We start from the raw sequence: 24,066 nt of genomic DNA on the forward strand, positions 1-24,066 counted from the left end.
AAATAAAGGCAATACATCCATGAAATTGCACTATCTAAGTAAATTTTCTATGTACAATCCTTATTTAGCTCTAAATCGCTATCGTTTCCGAAAATACACCACCAAAGCTCTACTAACACTAACTTCTTTGGTATTACTTGTTACAAACTACGGATGTACACAAAAAGCACAAAACGAAGTTAAGTTAGAAATAAAAAACGTACAAGCAGCAGGTGGTAACGGTGTATATACAATTACAGGTGAAACAAACTTACCTGAATCGAGTCAAGTTGCAATTACTGCGGTTCGTTACCTCAGTTCTAGCGAACCACAAACTGTAGGTGCAGATTTGGATGCCGACCGTTCCATCCTTGACCGCAAGATAGTGGAAGTGAAACAGGGCAAATGGGAAGCAAATTTAAATATTTGGCAAGTCGCACCAGACGGCAGCTACAAGGAAATTTGGCAGAAGAATCAACAATTCTCAAAACAAACTCCAGAAAGCGATGTAACGTTTACAGCTACCTTTGACCCACAAAGTCAAGCTCCAAGAATTCAAAACCAAGAAAATCAAACATCAATCGAGTCAGCACCACAAGTTCAATTGCTTGAAGGTAAGTCATTGCGCTTTACCAATCAAGGAGAAAGATACGTTCAAGCCAGCTTATCTCAAGAAATTCCATTACCGGCACTCAAAACTGTACCACCACAGCAACTCGCAGAAGATATTAATGATGGTTGGGGAAATAGATATATTATTCAACCATTAGCTACTGCTTCTACATTCACTCCACCGACTATAGGCAAATCGAGGCAAACTAATGCCCCTCTCTCAGCAAGAGAATTTTTACGCTAACCAACAATTAAAAAACATTGGGCAAGTTGTTTACCAACTCGCCCAAATTTAATAATCTTTCTATTGAATTTATTGAAACCGTGTCTCGCTTGAATTTGGCGCCTCGTAATAAACTTGAAATTTATTTGGAGTTGTTTGAACGCTTGCCCCTTGAGGTATTTGCTGCATACTGTTCTGCATAGCTCGCATCTGCTCCATCATTTCTCGAAGTTGTTGCTGTATCGCTTCAAAGCTTCCTTCAGAAGTTAGGGGTTGAATGTGGCTATCATTTACAGATGCTTTATCCGCAACTTGATTTGGCTTATCGTAATTTAAGAAAGCTTGAGCCGATGCCGCAGACGCAAACGATGATGCCACGCTTGTAACAGTTGTAGGTTGAGAAGGCATCACCCTCGCTGCGACTTTTGGAGTTGCCATTGGTTTTGGCGCCATAGTTGGCACGGAACTTGGAGAGTATTGCTGATACTTTTGGGCTGAAGTTTGTGCAATAACTGGCTCTTGTACAACAGGTTGATTCACAACTGCGGGTAAAGCTTTAAGCGCAGGTTGGTCGAAAGGCACTTCATCATCTAAAAAGCTAGCCAGTCCAGATACTTGTAACCTTGACTCGGAAAGCTTCAATTCTTTGAGTAGTTTGTCTTTCTGTTGCAAATCGTCTTCTAGGGTAGTCAACTGATGTTGAAACAGTGATGATTTACGAGCAGAAGTTCGCCACCCACCTATTGCTGCAACCCCAATCCCAACTCCAAAACTTAAAGCCGTTACAAATACTACATATGGAGGAGCAATATCTCTGATTCTGCCATCAAAAACAGGTTCCTCTTCATATCTAATGCCAACTGGCTTGTCACCCATCATAGCTAGAGGCAGGCTCATTGCAGAAAACACCCCTGCTGCGGCAATGACTGGTGGTAAAATAAATTTTCCTAATGCTGAGAGGCTCATGTCTTATTTATGTTTCAGTTACTTGTCAAAGTTAATATACATCTGCGCTAGCGCAGTAACAGCAATCACCCTGTAAAAAATATATCAGGCTATATCAAATTTTTACCGCGCACTAAGTGTATACGATTACTGCTTTAGTATCCAATTTAGTCTGTATATCAAAGATTTTCAATATATTGCTGATGAAGAGACGTATACCTTAATTAAATTTTTGATGAATTTTACTTTATAGACAATGTATCAATTGTGTGCTTGTACTGTTGGCGGTTTTTATGTAATATTACTGTATTTGAACCGAGCTTATTAGTTATAGTTAAAACATATATTTGGCTAAACGATATTCAAAATCTTGCAAGCTCGATTATTTCTGATGACTTTAAATCAAAATTAATACAAAGCAAACAATATAAACATAAGTAATTTCATGGTCTATTAATAGTATATTTATTTTGATAAAATTACACAAATTGCCAGAATTATGAACTAAATAGAAGCTAAACTTGCGTATTGTTACTATCATTATTGTTAATTTTTGATTAATAAGGCTTTTAACAAATATCTGCTAATTAGTGCTTTTGTATTGCCATTCGTTAGCTCTGTACTGACGACAAAGCGCAAAAAAATTAGGACTACGTACAGAAACCTGGTTTCTAAGATTTTTGCGTAAGTCCTGAAAATATTAAATAGTTATAATCGTAAAAAAAGATAGAAGATTTAATTTTTGTTGAAATAGTTAAATCAACTAAATAGCTATATAGTAATATTTGAAAGTCAAGCAGGTATTGGTCGAGAAAAATTTTTTCTTGAAATCTTTACATTGTCAAGAAGAATGCTATATTAGTAAATCTAGTAGTGTGTGTACATTTTATAGATATTAATTTTTTGGAAGTTACCAGTGGCGAATAATAAGTCAGCTCTCAAACGTGCCAAAATCGCAGAACGCAACCGGATGCGTAATAAGTCGTATAAGTCGGCGGTTAAAACCCTGATGAAAAAGTACTTCGTGGCATTAGATGCTTATGCTGCAAGCCCGACTGAAGAGTCAAAAACAGAAGTAATGGCTCGCATGTCTGAGGCTTATAGCAAAATCGATAAATCGGTTAAACGCGGTGTGCTTCACTCAAATAACGGCGCCCGGAAAAAGTCTCGACTCGCAAAGCGTCTCAAGTCCGTAACCCAAGTAGCAACCGCTTAAGTAGCGCATAACCTTATATTCGGGGCGCCGTTAAGACGCGGAAGCTAATTGAGGGGCCAGGTAATTCATGAACGTTAAAAATGCAACTGATTGATACCCATGTACACCTCAATTTTGAGGTTTTTCAAGAAGATTTTGCTTCTGTACGCTCACGATGGCAAGAAGCTGGTGTGGTACATTTAGTCCACTCATGCGTCGAGCCATCAGAGTTTTCCAGTATTCAAGCCATTGCAGCGCGCGTGCCTGAACTGAGCTTTGCAGTCGGTTTGCATCCTCTTGATGCTTCTAAATGGACGATGGAAACCCAGTCCGTAATAAGTTCTTTAGCGTCGTCAGATTCGAGAGTTGTGGCAATTGGTGAAATGGGGCTAGATTTTTATAAGGCAGATAATTACGAGCAACAATTACTCGTATTTGAAGCGCAGTTAGAAATCGCAACTGATTTAAATAAACCAGTAATCATTCACTGTCGTGATGCGGCTTCACAACTCAAAGAAGTTCTTCAACGTTGGAAAAATCTTAAGGGTGAGCGACTACGAGGTGTAATGCATTGCTGGGGTGGTACACCCGAAGAAACTCAATGGTTTATGGACTTGGGGTTTTACATCAGCTTTAGTGGTACCGTCACGTTCAAAAATGCCAAAGAAATTCAAGCCAGCTGTAAAATTGTTAGTCCAGAAAGACTTTTAATTGAGACAGACTGTCCCTTCTTGGCGCCACATCCGAAACGTGGAACAAGACGCAATGAACCATCATATGTCCGTTATGTAGCTGAACAAGTTGCTACACTGCGAGGTGAACCACTTGAAACAATAGCGACTCAGACTACCCAAAATGCTTGCCAACTTTTTGGATTAGCACTATAAAGTCAATTTATACTATATAATTAGTCTGACTTCACAAGTAATTAAGATGGGGGATAAAATGTGCTAAAATTATTTCCTCCAAAAACTGATGGTTTGCGTCATAATGGGAAGTGTGGCAAATCGAGCCTGTATACTGCCTGTCTACATAAATATTTACAATCTCGTAAACCCGCAGCACCTTCGCGCCAGCACAAAGGACTGGTAGTCTATATAGACTATTATCTGCTTACTCAAGGTCATCCCGAGTCTTGATTAAAAATTGTCAACTTTACACAGTACGATAAGTTAACTATATAAAAATCTTATTTCCTACAAGTCATAAATATTTAGACAGTTGTAGCAGACACGGCGCCTATCCAGCCAATTTAAACATTACCAACTTGGTTCGATAGTGCCTACTATCACTAAGACCGCGCTTTTGGAGGGGAAGTGAGCAAAGTAAAAATACACAATCAGCGCTCTCATCTTAAAGTAATTGCGCTAATAGCGAATTCTTGGCAAATATACCAGAGAGTGAGGGTAATTACCCTTGCTAAAATTACCATGAACAAATTAGACAACCGCTTCATAAATTTAGTGGAGCTATTTTAGCAGCATGGCAAACTTGTAAATGCTGGTATACAGTTCGCTTTTGTTGTATTAATTCTTCAGTTTACTCATATTGATGATAAAGGTAGAGGCATGACTAACGACTCAATAATGGAACCCGCCTTTCTATTACCCGACTTAATTGCTATTCAGCGTTCTAGTTTTCGCTGGTTTTTGGAAGAAGGGTTAATAGAAGAACTAAATTCCTTTAGTCCCATCACTGATTATACGGGTAAGCTCGAGCTACACTTCTTGGGTCAAAACTACAAAATGAAGGAACCCAAGTACAGCGTTGAGGAAGCGAAGAGACGCGATAGTACTTACGCTGTACAGATGTACGTGCCAACTCGCTTAATTAATAAAGAAACGGGGGAAATCAAAGAGCAAGACGTATTTATTGGTGATTTGCCTTTGATGACAGACCGAGGCACGTTTATTATCAATGGTGCTGAACGGGTTATCGTCAATCAAATTGTTCGTTCTCCTGGCGTTTACTATAAATCAGAAATCGATAAAAACGGGCGCCGTACTTATTCAGCTTCGTTGATACCAAACCGAGGAGCTTGGCTGAAATTTGAAACTGACCGTAACGATTTGGTATGGGTACGTATCGATAAAACTCGTAAATTGAGCGCTCAAGTGCTTTTGAAAGCGCTTGGCTTATCAGACAACGAAATTTTCGATGCTTTACGTCACCCTGAGTATTTTCAAAAAACAATTGAAAAAGAAGGACAGTTTTCCGAAGAAGAAGCGTTAATGGAACTGTACCGTAAGCTCAGACCAGGTGAACCTCCAACGGTATTGGGAGGACAACAACTGCTCGACTCGCGGTTCTTCGATCCTAAACGCTATGACTTAGGAAGAGTAGGTAGATATAAGCTCAATAAAAAACTGCGTCTTTCGGTTCCCGAACCAACGCGCGTTTTGACTCCTACCGACATATTAGCAGCAGTCGATTACCTGATCAACCTTGAATTTGATATTGGTAACACTGACGACATTGACCATTTAGGTAATCGTCGAGTCCGAAGCGTAGGAGAATTATTACAAAACCAGGTTCGAGTTGGACTCAACCGTTTAGAGCGGATAATTCGCGAACGGATGACAGTCTCTGATGCAGAAGTATTAACTCCTGCTTCGTTAGTTAACCCAAAACCATTGGTTGCTGCCATCAAAGAATTCTTTGGTTCTTCGCAGTTGTCGCAATTCATGGACCAAACTAATCCTTTAGCAGAATTAACCCACAAACGGCGCCTTTCTGCACTTGGTCCTGGTGGTTTAACTCGTGAGCGTGCAGGGTTTGCGGTTCGTGATATTCACCCCTCACACTACGGACGAATTTGCCCGATTGAAACACCAGAAGGTCCAAACGCGGGTTTGATAGGTTCACTCGCAACCCACGCGCGCGTCAATCAATATGGCTTTTTAGAAACACCTTACCGTCAAGTTGAAAACGCCAAAGTTCGGTTAGACTTGCCCGTTGTTTACATGACCGCAGACGAAGAAGATGATTTGCGGGTAGCAGCAGGTGACGCGATGACCGACGAAAACGGTTATTTAAAAGGACAAGTTCCTATCCGTTACCGTCAGGAATTTTCGACCACAACCCCAGAACAAGTAGACTGTGTAGCTGTATCACCCGTACAGATAGTCTCAGTTGCTACAAGTATGATTCCATTCTTGGAGCATGATGACGCGAACCGAGCGCTGATGGGTTCCAACATGCAACGTCAAGCGGTGCCACTGTTAAAACCAGAACGCCCATTAGTCGGTACAGGTTTAGAAGCACAAGGCGCCCGTGACTCTGGGATGGTAATAGTATCACGTACAGATGGTGATGTATCATACGTAGATGCTACGGAGATTCGTGTTCGTCCAAGAATCAAGAATGCTGACGGCGAAATTTCCACAAAAGCATCAGATACGAGAGAAATAAAATATTACCTTTCCAAATACCAGCGCTCAAACCAAGATACCTGTTTGAATCAGAAACCCTTGGTGCGGATGGGTGAAAAAGTAGTAGCTGGGCAAGTACTCGCTGATGGTTCTTCTACCGAAGGTGGAGAATTAGCACTCGGACAAAATATTGTCGTCGCGTACATGCCTTGGGAAGGTTACAACTACGAAGACGCGATTTTAATTAGCGAACGATTAGTACAAGACGACATATACACCTCAATCCACATTGAAAAATATGAAATTGAGGCACGCCAAACCAAACTAGGTCCCGAAGAAATTACGCGAGAAATTCCCAACGTTGGGGAAGACGCATTACGTCAACTCGATGAACAAGGCATCATTCGTATCGGCGCCTGGGTAGAATCTGGAGATATTCTCGTAGGTAAGGTAACACCCAAAGGTGAATCTGACCAACCACCCGAAGAAAAATTATTACGAGCAATATTTGGTGAAAAAGCTCGTGATGTTCGTGATAACTCGCTGCGTGTACCAAACGGTGAAAAAGGACGGGTCGTTGATGTCCGCCTATTTACTCGCGAACAAGGCGATGAATTGCCTCCAGGTGCTAACATGGTAGTACGTGTGTATGTAGCACAAAAACGTAAAATCCAAGTTGGCGATAAAATGGCAGGGCGCCACGGAAATAAAGGAATTATTTCCAAGATATGTCCTCTAGAAGATATGCCCTACTTGGCAGATGGCAGCACAGTTGATATCGTGCTAAATCCTTTAGGTGTACCTTCGCGGATGAACGTAGGACAGGTATTTGAGTGTTTACTAGGTTGGGCAGGGCACAACTTAGGAGTACGCTTCAAAATTACCCCATTCGATGAAATGTACGGAGAAGAATCTTCGCGAGCCATCGTCCACGGCAAATTACAAGAAGCGCGTGACGAAACAGGAAAAGATTGGGTATATAACCCGGATGAACCAGGAAAAATCATGGTTTACGACGGACGTACAGGCGAACCATTTGACCGTCCAATAACAGTGGGTGTTGCCTATATGCTCAAGCTCGTACACTTAGTAGACGATAAAATCCACGCCCGCTCAACAGGCCCCTACTCACTTGTTACGCAACAACCCTTGGGTGGTAAAGCACAACAAGGTGGACAGCGTTTCGGAGAAATGGAAGTATGGGCACTCGAAGCATTCGGCGCCGCGTATACCTTACAAGAATTGCTAACCGTCAAATCTGACGACATGCAAGGACGTAACGAAGCTTTGAACGCGATAGTCAAAGGCAAAGCTATTCCTCGACCTGGTACGCCTGAATCATTCAAGGTACTAATGCGCGAGTTGCAATCACTTGGCTTAGATATTGCGGTTCACAAAGTGGAAACCCAAACCGATGGAAGCTCACTCGACGTTGAAGTCGATTTGATGGCAGATGTTGGTAATCGTCGTACACCACCACGACCCACCTATGAGTCTCTATCTTCTCGCGACGCAGACGAAGAAGAGTAATGAGTGCGCTCGTGCGCTCGTAATGAGTACTGAGTGATGAGTGATAAGTGATGAGTGATAAGTAGAAAGAAGTTTTAACTCATAACTCCTAACTCCACTCAGCACGCAGCACTCAGTACGAGCGCACTTAAAAATTGAATACTCCTCACATCACGGTGAATAGCTGTGTATTTAAACAACTTGTTAAGTTTAATTCCGTCCTAAGAGATAAAAATGAGACCAGGTCAAAACAATCAGTTCGATTACGTTAAAATCGGCTTGGCTTCACCCGAACGAATTCGCGTATGGGGTGAAAGAACGTTACCCAACGGTCAGGTAGTCGGAGAAGTTACCAAACCGGAAACGATTAATTATCGTACTTTGAAACCAGAGATGGATGGGCTTTTTTGCGAGCGCATCTTTGGTCCAGCAAAGGATTGGGAATGTCACTGTGGTAAATACAAGCGCGTCCGTCACCGTGGTATAGTTTGCGAACGCTGCGGTGTGGAAGTTACTGAGTCGCGAGTCCGGCGCCATCGCATGGGATATATCAAGTTGGCTGCACCAGTAGCTCACGTTTGGTATTTAAAAGGTATTCCTTCTTATATATCCATCCTGCTTGATATGCCGTTGCGGGATGTAGAACAAATAGTATATTTCAACTCTTACGTTGTATTAAATCAAGGTAATGCGGAAACGCTAACCTACAAGCAACTTCTTAGTGAAGACCAGTGGTTAGAAATTGAAGACCAAATCTACGCCGAAGATTCTCAACTTGTTGGTGTTGAAGTAGGTATTGGCGCCGAAGCTTTATTAAGATTGCTTGCCGATATTAACTTAGAACAAGAAGCAGAAAACCTTCGCGAAGAAATTAACACAGCCAAAGGTCAAAAACGTGCCAAGTTAATTAAGCGTCTGCGGGTTATTGATAACTTTATCGCGACTGGAAGCAAACCTGAGTGGATGGTAATGACGGTTATTCCCGTAATTCCACCAGATTTACGTCCAATGGTGCAACTCGATGGTGGACGATTTGCCACCAGCGACTTAAACGATTTGTACCGTCGCGTAATTAACCGTAATAACCGACTAGCACGTTTACAAGAAATTCTGGCGCCAGAAATCATCGTCCGTAACGAAAAACGGATGTTACAAGAAGCAGTAGACGCGCTCATCGATAACGGTCGTCGTGGACGCACCGTAGTCGGCGCCAATAATCGTCCATTAAAGTCATTATCTGACATTATCGAAGGAAAACAAGGACGATTCCGTCAAAACTTACTTGGTAAACGGGTTGACTACTCAGGTCGTTCGGTAATCGTAGTTGGACCAAAATTACACATTCACCAATGTGGGTTGCCACGAGAAATGGCAATTGAATTGTTCCAACCGTTTGTTATTAACCGCTTAATTCGCAGCGGTATGGTTAATAACATCAAAGCAGCCAAAAAACTAATTTCACGTAACGACCCGCAAGTTTGGGATGTTCTTGAAGAAGTAATCGAAGGACACCCAGTAATGCTAAACCGGGCGCCAACGTTACACCGTTTAGGTATTCAAGCCTTTGAACCAATATTAGTAGAAGGTCGGGCAATTCAATTACACCCCCTCGTATGTCCAGCATTTAACGCTGACTTCGACGGTGACCAAATGGCGGTACACGTCCCACTTTCTTTAGAATCGCAGGCAGAAGCACGCTTGTTAATGCTAGCTTCAAATAACATTTTGTCACCTGCTACAGGTAGACCAATTATTACCCCTAGCCAAGACATGGTCTTGGGAGCATATTACTTAACTGCAGAAAATCCTGGTGCAACAAAAGGTGCTGGTAAATATTTTGCCTCACTAGATGACGTAATCATGGCATTCGAGTCAGCGCAAGTCGATATCCACGCTTATATATATGTCAGATTCGATGGAGAAGTAGAATCGGACGAAGCAGATACAGTGCCTATCGAAGAAAACAAGAACTCAGACGGAACTGTTACAAAAATGTACAAATACCGCCGTGTTCGTGAAGATGATAAAGGAAATGTACTTTCTCAATATGTACGCACTACGCCAGGTCGCGTTATTTACAATAAAGCAATTCAAGAAGCACTAGCAAGTTAGTAGAGACGCGATTAATCCCTTCGGGAAATCCTCCGGATAACGCGTCTCTACCAAGTGCTGAGTGCTGAGTATAAGAAGTACTCAGAACTCAGCACTTCAATACTCAGCACTTCAAAACTCAGCACTCAAAACTCAGCACTTTTAACTTATATTATGGCTAACGAGAATTATGTTTTTCGTAATCGTGTAGTTGATAAAGGTCAACTACGTAATTTAATTTCTTGGTCTTTTATTAATTACGGAACAGCGCGTACAGCAGTAATGGCAGATAAACTCAAAGCTTTGGGTTTTCGCTATGCGACAAAAGCAGGGGTCTCCATCAGTGTTGATGATTTGATGGTTCCTCCAACCAAGCGTAGTTTACTTGAAGCTGCTGAAGAAGAAATTAGCGCTACAACAGAACGCTACACTCGTGGTGAAATCACAGAAGTTGAACGTTTCCAAAAGGTAATTGATACTTGGAACGGTACAAGTGAAGCACTTAAAGACGAAGTTGTTCGCTACTTTAAGAGTACCAACCCTCTTAACTCTGTATATATGATGGCGTTCTCTGGCGCCCGTGGTAATATTTCCCAGGTACGGCAATTAGTTGGGATGCGGGGTTTGATGGCAAATCCGCAAGGGGAAATTATTGACTTACCAATTAAAACTAACTTCCGTGAAGGGTTAACTGTTACTGAGTATATTATTTCTTCTTACGGTGCCCGTAAAGGGTTAGTTGATACAGCGTTACGTACAGCGGACTCTGGTTATCTTACCCGTCGTTTGGTGGACGTATCTCAAGACGTAATTATTCGGGAAATAGATTGCGGTACAGACCGTGGTATTCCAATTACTGCTATGACCGAAGGTGATAAAACCTTAATACCTTTGGCAACTCGTTTGATGGGACGAGTAATTGGTGAACAAGTTCGTCATCCCAAAACTAAAGAAATTATTGCCGAACGTAATACACCCGTTACCGAGGAATTAGGTAAACGTATTGAAAAGTCTGGTGTGCAATGGGTAGTAGTACGTTCTCCTCTGACTTGCGAAGCTGCGCGAAGTGTTTGTCAACATTGTTACGGATGGAGTTTGGCACACGCCAAAATGGTAGACTTGGGCGAAGCAGTGGGAATCATTGCCGCGCAAAGTATCGGTGAACCTGGTACCCAGTTAACCATGCGTACTTTCCACACAGGTGGTGTATTCACTGGTGAGGTTGCTAAACAAGTTCGCTCTGAACACGAAGGCGCCGTTAAGTTTACCAAAAAATTACGAACACGTCCTTACCGAACTCGTCACGGTGAAGATGCTTTGTATGTAGAAACCAACGGTAACATCACAATTGAAGATAGCGCGGGCACCGTTACCGAAGTTGCTATTACCCAAGGAAGTACACTTTACGTCAACAGTGGTCAAAAAGTTAAAGTCGGGCAACTCGTTGCAGAAGTTTTATTACCTGGACGTGGACGTGGTAACACCGAAAAAGCAGTAAAAGACGTAGCTACCGACCTTGCAGGTGAAGTTAAATTTTCTGAAGTTGTCGCAGAACAAAAAACCGACCGTCAAGGCAACACAACTACCACTGCATCTAGGGGTGGTTTGATATGGATTTTGTCGGGTGACGTATATAACTTACCACCAGGCGCCGAACTAGTTGTAAATAACGGTTCGAGTATAGAAACAAACGGGGTACTCGCAGAAACCCAACTTACAACAGTTCATGGTGGTGTAGTACGTTTGCCTTCGATTGAACCAGGTAAAAATACTAGAGAAATCGAAATCATTACCGCTTCGGTAGTTCTCGACTCGGCAACCGTAACTAAAGAAAGTACTCAAGGTCGCAATAACTATTTGGTAACAACTGGAAATAACCAAGTATTTAACCTACGTGCAACTCCGGGTACAAAAGTGCAAAACGGTCAAGTCGTCGCAGAACTTATTGACGACCGCTACCGTACCACCACAGGTGGTTTACTCAAGTTCGCAGGTGTGGAAGTCCAGAAAAAGGGCAAAGCCAAACTTGGTTACGAAGTCACCGTTGGCGGTAGCCTATTATGGATACCCGAAGAAACACACGAAGTTAACAAAGATATTTCATTGTTACTTGTCGAAGATGGTCAATTTGTCAACGCTGGCGATGAAATTGTTAAAGACATCTTCTGTCAAAATAGCGGTGTTATCGAAGTCACCCAGAAAAACGACATTCTCCGCGAAGTCGTAGTAAAACCAGGTGAACTACTAATGGCCGATGACCCAGAAGCAGTAATGGGACGCGATGGAACATTTGTACAGCCTGGTGAAGAGTTGATGGGGCAAGTCGCCACAGAACTACGATATATCGAGTACGTCGAATCACCCGAAGGTCCGGCATTAATATCACGTCCTGTTGTGGAATTTGCTGTACCTAGCGAGCCAGATGTGCCATCAACAACATCTGTAAGTCAACACACGGGACGTTCGATTCAACTACGAGCTGTACAACGCCTTCCATACAAAGACTCAGAGCGCGTTAAGTCAGTAGAAGGTGTAGAACTTCTACGTACACAGTTAGTATTAGAAATCGACGATTCCGTAGGAGACCAAGACCACAATGCTTCACCATTGGCAGCGGACATCGAATTAGTACCAGATAGTGAAGACTCTGATATTCAACGTTTACAATTAGTAATCCTCGAATCACTCGTAATTCGTCGCGATATTTCCGCAGATGCAACTCAAGGATCGACACAAACTAATCTTGAAGTCGAAGATGGACAAACCATTGCTCCTAATGCTGTAGTTGCTCGCACCCAAATTCTATGTAAAGAAGGTGGTGTTGTGCGCGGTGTCCAAAAAGGCGCCGAAGCTGTTCGTCGTTGTTTAGTCTTACGTAACAACGATGTTCTAAACTTAACCGCAACTGGGGCGCCTCTCGTAAATAAAGGCGACTTAATAGTTGAAGGTTCTGCCATTGCACCAGGAGTATTTGCTCCTGAATCTGGACAAGTAATAAGCGTATCTTCTGGTACAGATAACGGGGGAGCAAACTCAGAAGCCGCGTTAGCGACTTCTGGTTCAACCATCAAAATACGTATCGGGCGCCCTTATCGCGTTAGTCCTGGTGCAGTACTCCAAGTCGAAGATGGTGGCTTAGTACAACGGGGTGATAACTTAGTACTACTCGTGTTTGAACGTGCCAAAACTGGGGACATTATCCAAGGTCTACCTAGAATTGAGGAATTGCTCGAAGCGCGCAAACCGAAAGAAGCTTGTATATTGGCAAAACGCAGTGGCGAAGTCAAAGTCGTTTATGGCGATGGCGATGAAGCAATTGGACTTAAAGTTATTGAGTCAAACGGCGTTGTTACAGATTACAATCTTGGCCCCGGACAAAACTTAATAATCTCCGATGGTCAACAGGTTTCGGCTGGGCAACAACTAACCGATGGTCTTGCTAACCCCCACGAAATCTTGGAACTGTTCTTCAACCTTGGTCATGAAGACGGTATTTATGCCTGTGCTAGCGTTGCTCTACAAAAAGTTCAAAACTTCCTCGTTGACCAAGTGCAATCAGTATACCAATCTCAAGGTATTGATATTGCCGACAAACACATCGAAGTTATCGTTCGTCAGATGACTTCTAAAGTGCGCGTCGATGATGGTGGTGATACGACAATGCTACCTGGTGAGTTGGTTGAGTTGCGCCAAATCGAGCAGGTTAACGAAGCAATGGCAATTACAGGTGGCGCCCGTGCCCAGTACACACCAATGCTGTTAGGTATTACTAAAGCATCTTTGAATACCGATAGCTTTATTTCTGCCGCATCATTCCAAGAAACAACACGGGTATTAACGGAAGCTGCAATCGAAGGGAAATCTGACTGGTTGCGCGGTTTGAAAGAAAACGTAATTATTGGACGTTTGATTCCCGCAGGTACAGGTTTCAATACTTACGAGGAGCCTGGTATCGTTGATGACTACTCAACTGATATGGGTACTGGTGTTTTAGATGAGGTCGAAGACTCTCTCGACATGGTTCTTGATGACCGTACCGCACGTAACTATAACTTAGATGCTCCAGGTCTTGTTGATGGTAGCTACGGTGGCTCAACTCGTCGTAATAACTCCATTCTTGATGATGAAGACTTCATGGTGTCAGAAGTTAGCGACCTTGCTGACGAGGACGACTACGAAGAAGATGAACCTGATGATGCAGAAGAAGATGATTTTGAAGAATAAAGACAATTTGTCTTTCTCTTTCAAAATATCTTTGTAGAACCCCCTAATTATAGAGACCGTAAATTTACGGTCTCTATTGTGTATATATGTATACTGGTTTAGGATGCGATTGTGACTTTGACGTTTCGCGGTAGATAATCGGCGCCACCACTATTTAATTTATTGGCACAAAAACCAAGATCACGAACTTGATTTGGCTCAATTACCCGTCCCCAGTCTAATGGCGTAACTATGTACTCACTGCCTTTCTGTTTGAAGGTGCCATTCCAAGAGTTGTTAATAGCAGCTTTATCCATATTGAATGTGAGTTGCCAATTTTGAACCTTTGTTGAGTTAGAATTTCCTACTTTAAAAGTCACACAAAATCCTGATTGCCAATCAGAGTCTGTTGTTGTTGTTACTTGAAGCTGCCCAGAGGAAGAAGATAAACGAGAAGCAGATGTAGGTGATGATACAGGCGCCAAAAGTAGTTGTTTTGTTGGCCCATTTGTTGTACGTGCAACTGGTACTGGTGGCTTATACTTAACTGGCAATATCCTCGAAAGCATTACTTGCTTAGGAGCGTCGATTGTTTGCCAATCTGAGAGCAAAATTCCAGCAGTATCGGAACTATTAGGATTCCAACTCCAGTAGGCGTAACTTAAATTTTTATCGCGGATAAAATCAACTAGTTTATTTTGCCAAATACCCTCAATTGAACTTTTATCTACTTGTTTACCACCAAATTCACCAATCCAAATTGGTGCTATTTTTTGACGCTCAATGTAATAAAAACCTGTTTCCCACCGCTGAAGCATATTTTTGGGAAAGCTTTTATCGGAAAAATAAGGCTTATTAAACACACCTGGCCCGTATTCGTGTGGCGAATAAACTATTTTGTTGCGTTTTTTTAACCGCACTCTAAAACGTCTGACACCTTCTAAGTTACCTCCCCACCAATGGTTAGTTAACTTTTGTCCTGGTACGTTTAACTCTACTCCCTCAACAATAATTAACCAGTTGGGATTTATCCTCAAAATCGCATTCCCTGCGCGCTCGGCAGCTAGGCGCCAGTCTGTACTTAGGTCATTTGTACCCCAACTTGCTCGACCATGTGGTTCGTTTTTCAAGTCGGCGCCAATGATATTAGCTTGATTTTTGTAGCGTTGCGCTAATAGGCGCCAGGTGTCAATCCAGTCAGCTTCGGTAAAACCATCGCCATACCACAGTTCCGGAATACGTTTGGTATTAAGACGGTGACTATCAAGAACAATCATTAACCCTTGACGTTCGGCTTCTTTAACAACAATATCCATCACTTCAAGGGGTGTTTTACCCTCAAGTTCTTTATTACTGCCTATTGTGTAATTAACAGCAGAAATACTATCACTCCGTAGTGCTTCGACTGAATAGGGTAAGCGAATGGTGTTATAACCTAAACTTTTAATCTGAGAAAGCATTTCTTTATAGTCACGTGACCATAATCCATGCGGTACATGAGTTTCAGTTTCCATCCCAAACCAGTTTACACCTTGGAGTAAAACAGTCTTTCCTTTCGCGTCAATAATTCTTGTTCCATTTGTAGATAGTGGAAACTCAACATTCATCGCAGCAATAGCAGTATTGCCCATCGTGCTGTTAGGTAATTGACTCAATAACCCACTCAACAACACAACTAATGCAACAGTAAATACAAAAAATCGTTGGTAAAACTGAATTCTTCGCCTTTTCATATTGGGGGGTATATAGCATTGTATGTGTACCAAGATTTCCTTTGCCACTTGGATATTTTCCTGTCACAAAGTTTGCGCTCTACCAATCAGCTATACATATGATTCCCATCATATGCACAGCGCCATTGTTCGTCCACCCTACCAACTAATTTTAGTTAGCACTCTTAATATTAGTCGAACAATATTTATATAATTACTTTACATATACTTCACATTGTCTTTACCTAAGTCAATTTTTATTGTGTTAAAAGCAAATACAGTAATCAAATTTTAAAAAATTATTTTACTTGCCAATTGATTTAAACTGAGATTTAAAATCAGGTACGTTGTAAGCATTATTTCTTGCTAAAATTGAAGTCTTTTTTCATTTTATAAATTTTATCTACTCTATTTTCATGATGTTTGTTATTATAACTATTCATTGATTTACTATTATGTTAAATATATATTTATAGGGATAATGTATAAATACCATAATTTTAACTATGTACTTTTTGAGTTATATCAATACTGCTCGGTTAAAAATCTAATCCCCCAAACCTTCGCGACTTCGGGGGCTTTAAGTTTTCTTTTCCCCGCGAAGAGAGCGGGGGGCTAGGGGGATAAATTCGGGTATACAAACTTTAATCGAGTTATATTGTGAGCTATATATATCTCGATGGCTGCTTTATTAAAAATGTTCCCAACTATTATGAAATAGTTTAACTACTTAATCATATATATGTTTGTTTGCTACTTTCATAACAAATTATTTAAATCTATTAACGTTTTTTGATTCAATGCTAAATTCAATTATACAAGTATTTATACTTAATTGAGTAAAATGGTTATGACAAAAGCTAAAGAAACGTACAGATAATAGAATTTACAGTAATGACGATAAAACAAAATAATTCCATGAAAGGGAGTTAGACAAAAACGGCATGATTGACGATTTATGGGCATCTTCGTTTGCGGTGCCCCGTTAAGCTCTGTAATTATTAAGTTGTAAAATTAAATGTGTGATATAAATTAAAATAGGTTACAATTAAATACTCAAGCATTAAGTCACTGTTTTTGACTTTGACCTGAAACGCAGGCGTGCTATTTATCGAGCATAGTAGTCAGGTAAAGGAGGGTGGTTGGAACGTTCTATAATTATTAAGTAACACAGTCAAGCATCCGCGCGTTTTGGCTCAAGACCAAAGACTAGCAATAAAGTCATAAAAACAAGCATTTTTGTTATCATTTACTTATCCCCAATTACCCATGCGGCTTAAGCTTATTCTAACTATGTAATTTGTACGAGTATTATGGGTGATATCTATCGGTATCATACCATTGACTACTAGCCAACCGAAAATCAAATAATGATAACTATGTGCGGCAAGTCAACTTGCACTTGTAGTGTCAAAAAAAAATCCAGGTTAAGCTAGAAAAGAAAGTTTGAGTTAAGCTTCCACTCTCCAGTGGTTTTAAGTAAAACTCATTCTCACACCGGGTATATTCTTAAAGTTGGCATTGTCCTTACTCCATGCTGCGAATCATCACTCAGCAGGCAGACGTTCGAGCAGAACTACAACGCATCTGCGATCGCACTCACTCAGAACAAGTTGTTCATAAAGAAGCAACAGTACGCGAAGTGTTGCAAGCAGTCCAACGCCAAGGCGATAAAGCTGTATTGCATTACACTGCGGAATTTGACAATCAAGTTTTAAAAGCACCAGAACTGCGCGTTTCTGCCTCAGAAATCGACGCAGCTTACGAAGCGGTGTCAAAAGAACTACTTGAATCAATTCGGCTCGCGTGTCGGCAAATCGAGGCATTTCATCGTCAGCGTGTCCCTAAAAGCTGGGTACACTTTGGTGATGATGATATTGTTCTTGGCAAGCGTTACACTCCTGTAGACCGTGCAGGGCTATATGTACCTGGTGGTCGCGCATCGTACCCAAGTACGGTAATCATGAACGCCATTCCGGCTAAAGTCGCTGGTGTCCCTCGCGTTGTTATGGTGACACCTCCAGGTACAGGAAAAGGTATTAGCCCAGCAGTATTAGTAGCTGCACGCGAAGCTGGTATTAATGAAATATACAGAATCGGCGGTGCCCAAGCTATTGGTGCGTTGGCGTATGGTACTGAAACAATACCAAAAGTTGATGTAATTACAGGCCCAGGTAATATTTACGTTACCCTAGCCAAAAAGCTAGTATACGGTACTGTTGGCATTGACTCCCTGGCAGGACCAAGCGAAGTACTAATCATCGCTGACGAAACGGCAAATCCTGTTCATATTGCCGCTGACTTGTTGGCGCAAGCCGAACATGACCCAATGGCAGCAGCCATATTACTAACAACTGATGCAAAACTAGCCAAAAATGTCCAAGTGGCAGTAGAAAGACAGCTAGTAGACCATCCGCGACAACTAGATACTGAAAAATCGATTGCTCACTATGGTTTAATCGTAGTCGTCGAATCGCTATCAGCCGCAGCTGAACTATCGAATGAATTTGCACCCGAACATTTGGAGTTAGAAGTCGAAGACCCTTGGGCGTTGTTAACCGACATACGTCACGCAGGTGCGATTTTCTTAGGACATTCCACTCCCGAAGCTGTTGGTGACTACTTAGCTGGCCCTAACCATACGCTTCCTACTTCAGGTGCTGCTAGATATGCTTCTGCGCTTGGTGTCGAGACTTTTCTAAAGCACTCAAGCATTATTCAGTACTCACAAATAGCACTCGCCAAAGTCGCAGGCGCCATCGATTCTCTAGCCACTGCCGAGGGTTTACCTTCTCACGCTGATTCAGTAAGGCGCCGAGTACAGAAAGAATCAGATTCTGAGTTAGATAACCCAGATTAGGGTCAAAAGCAGGGGAGGCATACCCCTACTTCCACTTCATCAATTGTTAATTTTTCCTGCTTAATTTTGGCAAAAATGCCCATTAGGCTGCAAACTAAAAGTTTAGGGTAATACAAACCTTTCCTTGGTACTTTTAGTCCAGGAGCGCTCCTCGGAGGTTGACAGTGGTGCTTAACAAAATTTTAGTGGCTTTGGACGATTCGGGAATAGCCGACCGAGTAATTGAAACGGTACATCGTTTGGTACTTCCGAGCGATGGTAAAATTATTTTTTGTCATGTTTTTCCAACATCAAACTCGTTAGATGACCTTCCTTGTGACCGTCCACATCCCGAACCGTCGGCTACTTTATATCAACAAGTTGAAAAACAGCTACAATTATACCAAAGCGAATTAAGAGTCGATAGCGATATTGAACTAGTTACTGGCGACCCCGCAGAAGAAATCATCCGTCTTGGCAATATTTATAAAGCCGACCTAATTGTAATAGGTAGTCGTGGCTTAACAGGGATGACACGCATTGTTAAAGGTTCTGTCAGCAGTCAAGTAGTTGAAGATGCACCCTGTTCTGTTTTAGTTGTAAAACCTGGTTAAATTGTAGAGACGTTACATGTAACGTCTCTACTAGTAATATTTTGCTAGTATAAAACAAATTATACACTGCAAATGCTACTTAACAACCGCTACCGTGTAATACAAACTCTGGGAAGTGGTGGATTTGGTGAAACTTTTTTAGCAGAAGATACCCAAATGCCATCACTCCGTCGTTGTGTTGTTAAGCAGCTTAAACCTATTCAAAATAATCCCCAAATTTATCAGCTAGTACAAGAACGTTTTCAACGCGAAGCAGCAATATTAGAAGAATTAGGTGGCGCCCATACACAAATACCTATTTTATACGCTTACTTTCAATCAGATGGGCAATTTTACTTAGTTCAAGAGTGGATAGAAGGTGATACTCTCACGCGCAAGTTTTTACATCAAGGATTGTGGAATGAAAATCAAGTTCGTGAATTGCTTGTAAATTTGTTACCTGTTTTATCTTACGTTCACACCAAACATATAATTCACCGTGACATTAAACCCGATAATATTATTGTGCGGCGCCAAGACGGTAAACCAGTTTTGATTGATTTTGGCGCCGTGCGCGAATCGATGGCGACTGTGTTAAACTCCCAAGGTACACCCACTAGCTCAATTATTATTGGTACACCAGGTTACATGCCATCTGAACAAGCAGCTGGTAGGGCAATGTATGGAAGCGATATATATAGTTTGGGTATAACAGCTATTTATTTACTAACAGGTAAACAACCGCACGAGTTAGAAACCGATGTCCAAACAGGGGAAATAATTTGGGATAATTTTGCTTCTCAAGTTAGTCCTGCATTGAAGCAAATCTTAGATAAAGCAATTAGATATCATCCCCGTGAACGCTACTTAAGTGCGTCAGACATGCTTTATGATTTGAAAAGCACTGCACAAACGATATATCATAACGTCCAAGAAACAGTACATAAAACAGTACAGGTAGCGCCACAAACATCACTGCCACCAGTTACTACTACAAGTAAAAGTCGAAATAGGATTTCTAGTGCTAGCTTAATTTTGGCAGGAATCATTGGCGCCTTAATAATTTTACCTTTAATTACTAAATTTTCTCCTTTTCAAGTTACAGATACAAAAATACCTACAAATATAGTTAGTAATGATTATTATTGGCTATCACAACGACCAGTAACCGATGCTGATTTAAAAGGAAAAAGTGCTTTGGAGTTGGATATAATGCGTAATTCTATTTTTGCGCGATTAGGGCGCCGTTTTGACACTCCAGGATTACAAAGCCATTTTAATCAACAGTCGTGGTATCGTCCGCAATACTCTCCAAAAGAATTTGACTCCTCAAAATTTCTATCAGATTTAGAAATGAATAACGCTGCCTATATTAATCAATATCAAACAAAAAATAATCTACACTACTTTAGGTAAATTTATAACTGGTCAGTGATACACTGCTGATTTATACAGAAGTTGTAGAATATTAAGGCAACACCCTTGTCATGAACGCTCAATTACTGTAATGCTGCTCAATACCCGCTATCGCGTGATACAGACTCTAGGAAGCGGTGGGTTTGGAGAAACCTTCCTTGCTGAAGATACTCAAATGCCATCCAAGCGTCGCTGTGTCATTAAACAGCTAAAACCAATCAATAACAATCCTGAAATTTACCAACTTGTTAAGGAACGGTTTCAGCGCGAAGCGGCTATTCTAGAGGAACTTGGTGATAATAGTAATCAAATTCCCCGGCTATATGCCTATTTTTCTGAAAATGGACAGTTTTACCTAATTCAAGAATATATCGAAGGGCAAACTCTCAACGCCAAAGTCCAATCTCAGGGTGTTATGAGTGAAAATGCCGTTCGCGATATTTTAATTAGTCTTTTACCTGTACTTGATTATGTTCACGGTCGAGGTATTGTTCACCGTGATATCAAACCTGATAATATCATTATTCGTCACCTTGATGGTAAACCAGTACTAATAGATTTTGGCGCCGTGAAGGAGACAATTGGTACAGTTGTTACACCCTCTGGTAATTCCACAAGGTCAATAGTAATTGGAACACCAGGATTTATGCCTAGTGAACAGTCGGTAGGTAGACCAATGTTTGCTAGTGATATTTATAGTTTGGGAATGACGGCAATTTTTTTACTAACAGGTAAATTGCCCCAGGAAATACCAAACGACCCAGCGACAGGTGTAATATTATGGCGCCAGTATGCAAGTTCTTTGACACCAGGTTTTGCAATGGTGTTAGATAAAGCCATACAGTTTGTGCCTCAGCATCGCTTCAATAGTGCTAGAGACATGCTTATTGCTTTACAATCTCAAAATTCCGCTTCTATACCAACGGTCCCTTACTCCCAACCCCCCAACTATAACCAAGCTTCTTATCCACCACCACAAAATACGGTTCCCATCAGTCCTGCGAACCAACAATACCAACAATACCAACAACCAAATACACCACCCATTAATCAAAACAATGCACCTCAAATACCACGTTCGAGTAATACAAAAGGCATTATAATAGGCGCCGTAATTGGTGCTGGTTTACTTAGTGGTGCAATAGTTCTAGCTTCAATGTTAAATCGTCAAGGTCAACAAGTTGCAGATACAGACCCTACACCTGTTGCAACATTGAGCGAGCAAACACCAACACCATCTCCAACACTAGACGACTCTGAACCACCTGTAATATCAAGACCTAAAAATCGAATTACCCCTAGACCAATCCGAACACGTGAACCAGAAGTAGTTCCAACTCCTATAGATTCAGAATTTCCAACCGATACTTCAACACCAATTGAAACAACAGAACCTTTACCATCACTGTCTCCAACTCCAACACCTGAAATTACAAATACAAAAGCTCCAGATGTAGTTGTTCCTACAGTAATACCAAAACAAACACCATCAAATCCACCACAAGCACAATCATCACCAACAGAGTTTGTAGAAAATTATTACAACGGTATTAATAATAAAAACTTACAAAAAACTTGGAATCAGTTGACTCCGACTTTGCGAAGTAATCGTAAACTTCACCCTAGAGGTTTTGATTCATACATTGGTTGGTGGGATGGACAAGTTCAACAAGTTCAAGTAGATAGAATTAATTTAGTAGAGCAAAATGACTCAAGAGCTACAGTCGATGCACAATTGAATTATGTGCTTAGGAATGGTAAACAAGCTCCTGCTTCGGTACGTTTTTCCTTGGTATGGGACGCTGAGTCTAACCAATGGCTAATTAGTGATGCTCGATAGTTAGTTAGGAATTAGGAATTAGGAATTAGGAATTAGGAATTAGGAGTTATGAGTTATGAGTGCTTTTTACTCAGCACTCAGCACTCAGCACTTTCTACTAATTTGCAACTTCTGCCATTTCAATAACGCGCCCATCATAATCTTTAACCAAAAAGTTCATGGGCTTGCGACTGCGAATTTTAAATTTCAAGCCGCGTACTTCCACACGCATTAAAATCAACTCTAGTGCATCGTTGTCGAAACAAACGTGACGCTGTTGATTTTTGGCACCTAGACTGGCGCCTGTAATAACGTGTAGTTGGGTATTTTTCTTGAGTTGATACCAAAGCCCCTCACTTGCATTACTCATACTACGACTTCCCGAATAGCTGGGAGTTGTTGACATGTATAAAGGGTCAATTCCGGCGGCGCCGATGGTTTGTTCGTAATTATAGTAATAGTGCAGAGGTACTTCAGCAGCAGGTAAATCGAGCAAACCTTCGTATAATTGTCGAGCGATTTCTAAATCTGACACCATTACCGTGTATACTTTTGGCGCACTAGTCAAAAACATCCACATGGCGCCAGCATAAGCTGCCAGCAGCATTACCATAATGCCTTGGGTGGACATTAAACCATCCAGCGCAGGCAAGAACGACGCCAGGGTAAGGTGAGGAAAGGGAGCTAAACTAACTGCTATAAACATGAAAACCGGAGTGTTTTATATAAAGGAGCCAATGACAAATTGTATGGAGATTAGGACTTAAATTATAAGTCTGTGTTTCCAGTGTATCAATTACAAACAAGTCTAAACGGTTGCGCTTTAATCATACCTTCCCCAAAATAGGCAAAAAATAACTAAACTTTATCTTGCTTATTTTAGTTATTAGTAACAAATTTCAATTATCTTTCGTTACGACCCGTGCAAATACCACACTTCCCCGAAGCTAACCACCCGCTTGTGAAATCACTGTTTCACCATAGCGACCATGAACTGTTAACTTTATTCCAGCAGCATCCGGAGGCTGGTAAGTTCTTCACGGCGATGTTTTGCCGCTATAGTCCTATAGTTTACACCTTGATTCGCCATTCTGCTCGCTCACCAGTTCAAGCAGATTATTTATTTGCTCTCACATGGAAACATGTGTACCATGAACTTGCTGGTCTTGATTTAAATCAGCAGATTAACGAGAACTTAACGCTGCAAAATTGGCTGATTAACATGACAGCTTATTGTATCAACGAAATTGAATTACCACCCACAGAAGCAATTCACTATTCACTCAAAGCGACATCACCACCATTATGGTGCTATGTCGAACAAGCTTTGGAACAATTACCCCCAGTGCTGCGCTTAATGGTTTTGATGGCACAAACATTTCATTGGAGCGAAACCCGCATTGCTGCTTACCTTCAAGCCGAGGGTGAGAGTATTGCGCCTCATGAAGTAGCAAATTTTCTTCAGGAAGGTTATCGTATGTTAGAAGACAAATTGCCGACAGACATACGAGCCATATATTTAGGCGATAATATTCTTCCGGCAGCTTCTCAGTAGTATT

The 24,066-nt window shown here is 41.4% G+C and carries 14 protein-coding genes; 11 read left to right on the forward strand and 3 right to left on the reverse strand.

Annotated features, from left to right (window positions below; genetic code table 11):
* Window positions 1-49 precede the first annotated feature (49 nt).
* A complete protein-coding gene (locus DSM106972_RS45125; protein ID WP_127086831.1) occupies window positions 50-835 on the forward strand; it encodes a hypothetical protein in 786 nt (261 codons plus the stop codon).
* Between the two features lie 69 nt (window positions 836-904).
* Here DSM106972_RS45125 and DSM106972_RS45130 read toward each other — a convergent pair whose 3' ends face one another.
* Window positions 905-1,780 carry a hypothetical protein gene (locus DSM106972_RS45130; RefSeq protein ID WP_127086832.1) on the reverse strand — a complete coding sequence of 292 codons (876 nt, stop codon included), beginning with the start codon at window positions 1,778-1,780 and terminating at the stop codon, window positions 905-907.
* A gap of 895 nt (window positions 1,781-2,675) precedes the next feature.
* Here DSM106972_RS45130 and rpsT point away from each other — a divergent pair.
* From rpsT to DSM106972_RS45155, 5 genes are all read left to right on the forward strand, one after another.
* Entirely contained in the window at window positions 2,676-2,975 is a 300-nt protein-coding gene (rpsT, locus tag DSM106972_RS45135) for a 30S ribosomal protein S20 (protein WP_073621396.1), read from the forward strand.
* A gap of 80 nt (window positions 2,976-3,055) precedes the next feature.
* Window positions 3,056-3,841, forward strand: coding sequence for a TatD family hydrolase (locus tag DSM106972_RS45140; RefSeq protein ID WP_127086833.1), 786 nt, complete (start codon window positions 3,056-3,058; stop codon window positions 3,839-3,841).
* Between the two features lie 681 nt (window positions 3,842-4,522).
* Window positions 4,523-7,855, forward strand: coding sequence for a DNA-directed RNA polymerase subunit beta (gene rpoB / locus DSM106972_RS45145; protein WP_073621393.1), 3,333 nt, complete (start codon window positions 4,523-4,525; stop codon window positions 7,853-7,855).
* Window positions 7,856-8,068: 213 nt separating this feature from the next.
* Window positions 8,069-9,946 carry a DNA-directed RNA polymerase subunit gamma gene (locus DSM106972_RS45150; RefSeq protein WP_127086834.1) on the forward strand — a complete coding sequence of 626 codons (1,878 nt, stop codon included), beginning with the start codon at window positions 8,069-8,071 and terminating at the stop codon, window positions 9,944-9,946.
* Between the two features lie 153 nt (window positions 9,947-10,099).
* Window positions 10,100-14,149, forward strand: a complete 4,050-nt coding sequence (locus DSM106972_RS45155; RefSeq protein WP_127086835.1) for a DNA-directed RNA polymerase subunit beta' — start codon at window positions 10,100-10,102, stop codon at window positions 14,147-14,149.
* 98 nt (window positions 14,150-14,247) lie between these two features.
* On the opposite strand, the gene DSM106972_RS45160 is transcribed toward DSM106972_RS45155, so the two are convergent.
* A complete protein-coding gene (locus DSM106972_RS45160) occupies window positions 14,248-15,861 on the reverse strand; it encodes a cellulase family glycosylhydrolase (protein ID WP_127086836.1) in 1,614 nt (537 codons plus the stop codon).
* 1,513 nt (window positions 15,862-17,374) lie between these two features.
* On the opposite strand from DSM106972_RS45160, the gene hisD reads away from it, so the two are divergent.
* The 4 genes from hisD to DSM106972_RS45180 all read left to right on the forward strand — a co-directional run bounded on the left by hisD (window position 17,375) and on the right by DSM106972_RS45180 (window position 22,528).
* The gene (gene hisD / locus DSM106972_RS45165; RefSeq protein ID WP_127086837.1) at window positions 17,375-18,700 is read left to right on the forward strand and encodes a histidinol dehydrogenase; all 1,326 of its coding nucleotides are present in this window, start codon (window positions 17,375-17,377) and stop codon (window positions 18,698-18,700) included.
* Between the two features lie 167 nt (window positions 18,701-18,867).
* Window positions 18,868-19,293: a universal stress protein gene (locus tag DSM106972_RS45170; RefSeq protein ID WP_127086847.1), complete on the forward strand. Its 426-nt coding sequence runs from the start codon at window positions 18,868-18,870 to the stop codon at window positions 19,291-19,293.
* 72 nt (window positions 19,294-19,365) lie between these two features.
* Window positions 19,366-20,688, forward strand: a complete 1,323-nt coding sequence (locus DSM106972_RS45175) for a protein kinase domain-containing protein (RefSeq protein WP_127086838.1) — start codon at window positions 19,366-19,368, stop codon at window positions 20,686-20,688.
* A 91-nt stretch (window positions 20,689-20,779) separates the two neighbouring features.
* A complete protein-coding gene (locus DSM106972_RS45180; RefSeq protein WP_127086839.1) occupies window positions 20,780-22,528 on the forward strand; it encodes a serine/threonine-protein kinase in 1,749 nt (582 codons plus the stop codon).
* 97 nt (window positions 22,529-22,625) lie between these two features.
* Here DSM106972_RS45180 and DSM106972_RS45185 read toward each other — a convergent pair whose 3' ends face one another.
* Window positions 22,626-23,213 carry a hypothetical protein gene (locus DSM106972_RS45185; RefSeq protein ID WP_127086840.1) on the reverse strand — a complete coding sequence of 196 codons (588 nt, stop codon included), beginning with the start codon at window positions 23,211-23,213 and terminating at the stop codon, window positions 22,626-22,628.
* Window positions 23,214-23,429: 216 nt separating this feature from the next.
* Between DSM106972_RS45185 and DSM106972_RS45190 the strand changes: the two genes are divergently transcribed.
* Window positions 23,430-24,062: an RNA polymerase sigma factor gene (locus tag DSM106972_RS45190; RefSeq protein WP_127086841.1), complete on the forward strand. Its 633-nt coding sequence runs from the start codon at window positions 23,430-23,432 to the stop codon at window positions 24,060-24,062.
* The last annotated feature ends 4 nt before the right edge of the window (window positions 24,063-24,066 follow it).

The organism is Dulcicalothrix desertica PCC 7102, assembly GCF_003991905.1.
Lineage (GTDB): Bacteria > Cyanobacteriota > Cyanobacteriia > Cyanobacteriales > Nostocaceae > Dulcicalothrix > Dulcicalothrix desertica.

Bases quoted from the DNA above. Each gene is read 5' to 3' on its own strand.
- DSM106972_RS45125 (WP_127086831.1), top strand. From the start codon at position 50: ATGTACAATCCTTATTTAGCTCTAAATCGCTATCGTTTCCGAAAATAC.
- DSM106972_RS45130 (WP_127086832.1), bottom strand. From the start codon at position 1,780: ATGAGCCTCTCAGCATTAGGAAAATTTATTTTACCACCAGTCATTGCC.
- DSM106972_RS45140 (WP_127086833.1), top strand. From the start codon at position 3,056: ATGCAACTGATTGATACCCATGTACACCTCAATTTTGAGGTTTTTCAA.
- rpoB (WP_073621393.1), top strand. From the start codon at position 4,523: ATGACTAACGACTCAATAATGGAACCCGCCTTTCTATTACCCGACTTA.
- DSM106972_RS45150 (WP_127086834.1), top strand. From the start codon at position 8,069: ATGAGACCAGGTCAAAACAATCAGTTCGATTACGTTAAAATCGGCTTG.
- DSM106972_RS45155 (WP_127086835.1), top strand. From the start codon at position 10,100: ATGGCTAACGAGAATTATGTTTTTCGTAATCGTGTAGTTGATAAAGGT.
- DSM106972_RS45160 (WP_127086836.1), bottom strand. From the start codon at position 15,861: ATGAAAAGGCGAAGAATTCAGTTTTACCAACGATTTTTTGTATTTACT.
- hisD (WP_127086837.1), top strand. From the start codon at position 17,375: ATGCTGCGAATCATCACTCAGCAGGCAGACGTTCGAGCAGAACTACAA.
- DSM106972_RS45175 (WP_127086838.1), top strand. From the start codon at position 19,366: ATGCTACTTAACAACCGCTACCGTGTAATACAAACTCTGGGAAGTGGT.
- DSM106972_RS45180 (WP_127086839.1), top strand. From the start codon at position 20,780: ATGCTGCTCAATACCCGCTATCGCGTGATACAGACTCTAGGAAGCGGT.
- DSM106972_RS45185 (WP_127086840.1), bottom strand. From the start codon at position 23,213: ATGTTTATAGCAGTTAGTTTAGCTCCCTTTCCTCACCTTACCCTGGCG.